The sequence below is a fragment of the Thermoproteus sp. CP80 genome (assembly GCF_002077075.2).
Taxonomy (GTDB): Archaea; Thermoproteota; Thermoprotei; order Thermoproteales; family Thermoproteaceae; genus Thermoproteus.
Map to the genome: position 1 here is coordinate 1 of NZ_LCWM02000057.1, position 3,271 is coordinate 3,271.

A 3,271-nucleotide genomic window follows, 5' to 3' on the forward strand; every position below is an offset into this window, starting at 1 on the left:
AGGGCCTTGGCGCGTTAGTCCTCCAGCGCCCTCCTGACGGCCTCCCTGTGTATGGGCGTCTGCCACGCCACGTGTTTGCCTATGCCCAGCTCCGGATCCCTCTCGGGGGGCGGCTGGTCGACCCAGAGGTACGGGTCCCTCTCGTACATGTTATATACGACCAGGTTTCTCGCGATAAGCTCGTCCAGCAGTTCTTGCGGCGCGCCGCGGCCCCAAAGCGCCTCCGGGTCGTCGACGGCCTCCCCCAGCCACCTCCCCCAACGCCTGGCGAAATCCGCGGTCAACTCCTTAGTCCCTACGACCCCCTCGACCACCTTCTCCACGTCCCATCTCTTCACATAGAGCTCGCGGAGCATGTAGGGATTCCCGCCTGTCCAACGCCAGACCTCGTCGAGCGAGGGCTTGGGGCCAGGTAGCTTCTCGTATAGTCGCTGGAAGCCCTCCCTCGGCATGTTCCACATGGGCACGAGCTCGGCCCATCTATGTCTTCCAATTTCGCGTCTGCTGATGCCTTCGCTGGTGGCGACAAGTACGACGATTCTTTCGTACCTATATACAGGGTGCTCAATCGTGTTTAGTAGCCCCTTCACGTAGGCGGCGGCCTTATCCAGCCCTATTGCTTGGAACACGTCGTCGGCAATTATGGCGACCTTCCGCCTCCTCTTCTTAAGGATCTCCCTCACCAAGTCGAAGACGGCCAGAGCAAGGCGGCCCCACCTCTCGTCCTCAAGGGTCTTACGCACGAGGTCGAGGAAGAGCGTCTTGACGTCGGGATCGTCCACCTCGGCCGAGAAGGCCCGGTCGAGGGGGTGGAGGTAGAAGACGTCGTACCCCAGCTCCCTCAGCCCAGAGGCGGCCTGCCGCAGGAAGGCGGTCTTGCCGCATCCCTCCGGGCCGAATATAACGAGGGGGGCCCACGTGCCCCTCTCCGCCCACTCCTCCACCTGCGCAAGGGCGCGGTCCCTGTCCGTGAACTCCGTCTCCACGCCGGGCGCGAACTCAAGCCTAATCCTCTCCACATCCCAGCCAACATCTAGAATTAAAACTTCGACCATCCAAGACAAAACCCCTCAACCGCGCCGCAGATCGCCGCGCATAGGCAAATACGCAGACCCAAGCCGACGCCACCCAACCCGCCCCCGACGCCGCGCGGATCCCCACAGCTACCCCCAACACGTCACGCCTCGCCGGCAGGCATAGCCCCCAGCCAGCCCGCCCCATCGCACCCGAGACGGACGGCAGATCCCCCAGACATCCGGCATCGCCTCTGCTCAGAAGGCGGAACGCAGACCGCCGCGGCCTGGATCTCTAGGAGCCGCACGGCAACCGACACCGCGGCCCGGCTGGATATGGCTCCCTAAAGAGGACGGAGGCGGCGGAATACGTAATTTCGAGGCGGCTTGGCGGGTGGATGCGGCTAATGCATGAGGCAGGGAGCGAGGTGGAGGAGGCCTTGAGCGTCGGGGCGAGCTTCGGCGCGGTGGGCATCATAGGTAAAACACTTAAACTGGCGCTCCTCAGTTTCCATGGCCGTCGAGGCGGTGGAGCGTCCTCTGCCCAAGCCCTCCGACGAGGGCTATGTGGAGGCTAGGCTCCTCGAGGCCCTGGCCGAGGCGGGGCTTGCGCTTGAGTTCCTCGGGCGCTGCTTGACGAGAAACGCCGCTGGAAAGGCCTTTCAAGCATGGAGGGCCCTTCTCGCCGCCTTGCTACGGCTCGAGCTGGGGAGGCTGAAGACGCTCGTCAAGACCGATGAGGAGAGGCGTTGGCTCGAATCGACGGCCGTGCCCAGAGTTCCGACGGGGAGGATGAAGACTCTAGCCCGCCTCCTCGAGGAGGCGGGCCATGGGGGCATGTCGCTCTGGGTGGCGGTCATCCTCGACCTCCACGACTACCAGTACCACGGGCTTGACCTAAGCGGCGAACTCTCTAAATACGCGACCAGAGAGGACGCGGTAGCCGACGTAACGTCGGTATTAGAGGAACTGGCGAGGCGCGCGGAGGCGTTGAGGGGGCGCATCAAGTGGAGCGGCGAGCTGGAGAGGGCCCTTGAGGAGCTGAAGCGAGCGCTGACGAGGCGCGCACAGTAGAAATATCTAGTTGGCGAGCGGACTCCCCATGGCCATCGAGGCCATAGAAAAGCCGCTTCCCAAGCCTACCGACGCTACGTATGTAGAGGCCCGGCTTCTTGAGGCGCTTGTGGAGGCCCGTCTCGCTTTCCCTCTCCTGGAGGAGGAGCTAACCCGCAACGCCGCGGGGGCGCCTTCCCTCTCCGCCCGGCGGCGCCGGCTAGAGGCCGGGGGCCTCAGCATTGGGGCAACGGGCCTTCTAGCTTGCATGAAAGCGGCTGGAAGTAGGGGCGGGAGAACGCGACGGATCCCCCCGACGCCTTGGCGGCGACGTCGACGGCCGAGGCGAGCCCTAGGCTTCTAGCGCCCGAGAGGACGGCCGCGACCCCTGCCTTGGACAGCACGGCGAGCTTCTTGGCGTTCAGCGACGCGGCGTGCGGGGCGCCGTAGGCGAAGGCCTCCGCCTCAATCCCGTCGTAGAAGACCACCTCCGCCCCCACCTCCTCCACCCGCTGGACCAAGTCGTAGATATGCCGACCGTACGTCTTGGGGTCCGCCGAGAGCACGTCCACAACGGCCCCGGCCGCCTTGGGGGCGGCGCCTCTGTAGGTCCTGAACAGCACCTTCACGCCGGATCTGGCCAGCGCCGCCGCCCAGCCCGCCGCCAGCGCCGCGGCCTCCGGGCCTCCGACCACCAAGGCCGACCTGGCCCCCTCTAGATACTCGTCGAGCTTGGGGACCCCCGGGGCGAGCCTGGAGGGGGCCTCCCGGGGCGCCGGGGACAGCTCGTCCAGGAAGACCAGGCCGCGGCCCTCCACTATCTCGAACTCCTTGACGTACCCGGCCGGCCCTCCCCTGGACTTCTCCACGTAGGCGCGCCTGACGGCGACGCCCCTCGGCGTGATCTCCAGCGACAGCCTCACCAGGTTGTCGGCTATATGGCCCAGCGCCCCGACGGGCTCCTCCGACACTATGACGGCGTCTATCCCGGCGAACTTGAAGGCGCGGTATATCAGGTTGGTCACGTTGGCCCTCACGTCGATCCCCTGGAGCTGAGTTATGGAGTCCAGCACCAGGAGGTTGGGCGGGCTGTGCGAGACTATGTGCGACAGCTGGTTGAAGGTGGACGTGGGGTCCGTCAGCACTGCCTCCCACACCTCCGCCCCGCTCAAGTCGTAGCCCAGCCTAGCCATGGCGTCCACGAG

Annotated in this window: 3 protein-coding genes; 1 reads left to right on the plus strand and 2 read right to left on the minus strand. The window is 65.6% G+C overall.

Annotated elements, in window-relative coordinates; all coding sequences use genetic code 11:
• Positions 1 to 14: 14 nt before the first annotated feature.
• Entirely contained in the window at positions 15 to 1,019 is a 1,005-nt protein-coding gene (locus B7L68_RS08220) for an ATP-binding protein (protein WP_081247178.1), read from the minus strand.
• 507 nt (positions 1,020 to 1,526) lie between these two features.
• Here B7L68_RS08220 and B7L68_RS08225 point away from each other — a divergent pair.
• Positions 1,527 to 2,087 carry a PaREP1 family protein gene (locus B7L68_RS08225; protein WP_081247179.1) on the plus strand — a complete coding sequence of 187 codons (561 nt, stop codon included), beginning with the start codon at positions 1,527 to 1,529 and terminating at the stop codon, positions 2,085 to 2,087.
• A 215-nt stretch (positions 2,088 to 2,302) separates the two neighbouring features.
• On the opposite strand, the gene B7L68_RS08785 is transcribed toward B7L68_RS08225, so the two are convergent.
• On the minus strand, positions 2,303 to 3,271 hold a 969-nt coding region (locus B7L68_RS08785), incomplete at its 5' end, for a hypothetical protein (protein ID WP_238136391.1).

Excerpts from the sequence above, each read along its gene's own strand:
- B7L68_RS08225 (WP_081247179.1), top strand. The coding sequence starts at position 1,527 with ATGGCCGTCGAGGCGGTGGAGCGTCCTCTGCCCAAGCCCTCCGACGAG.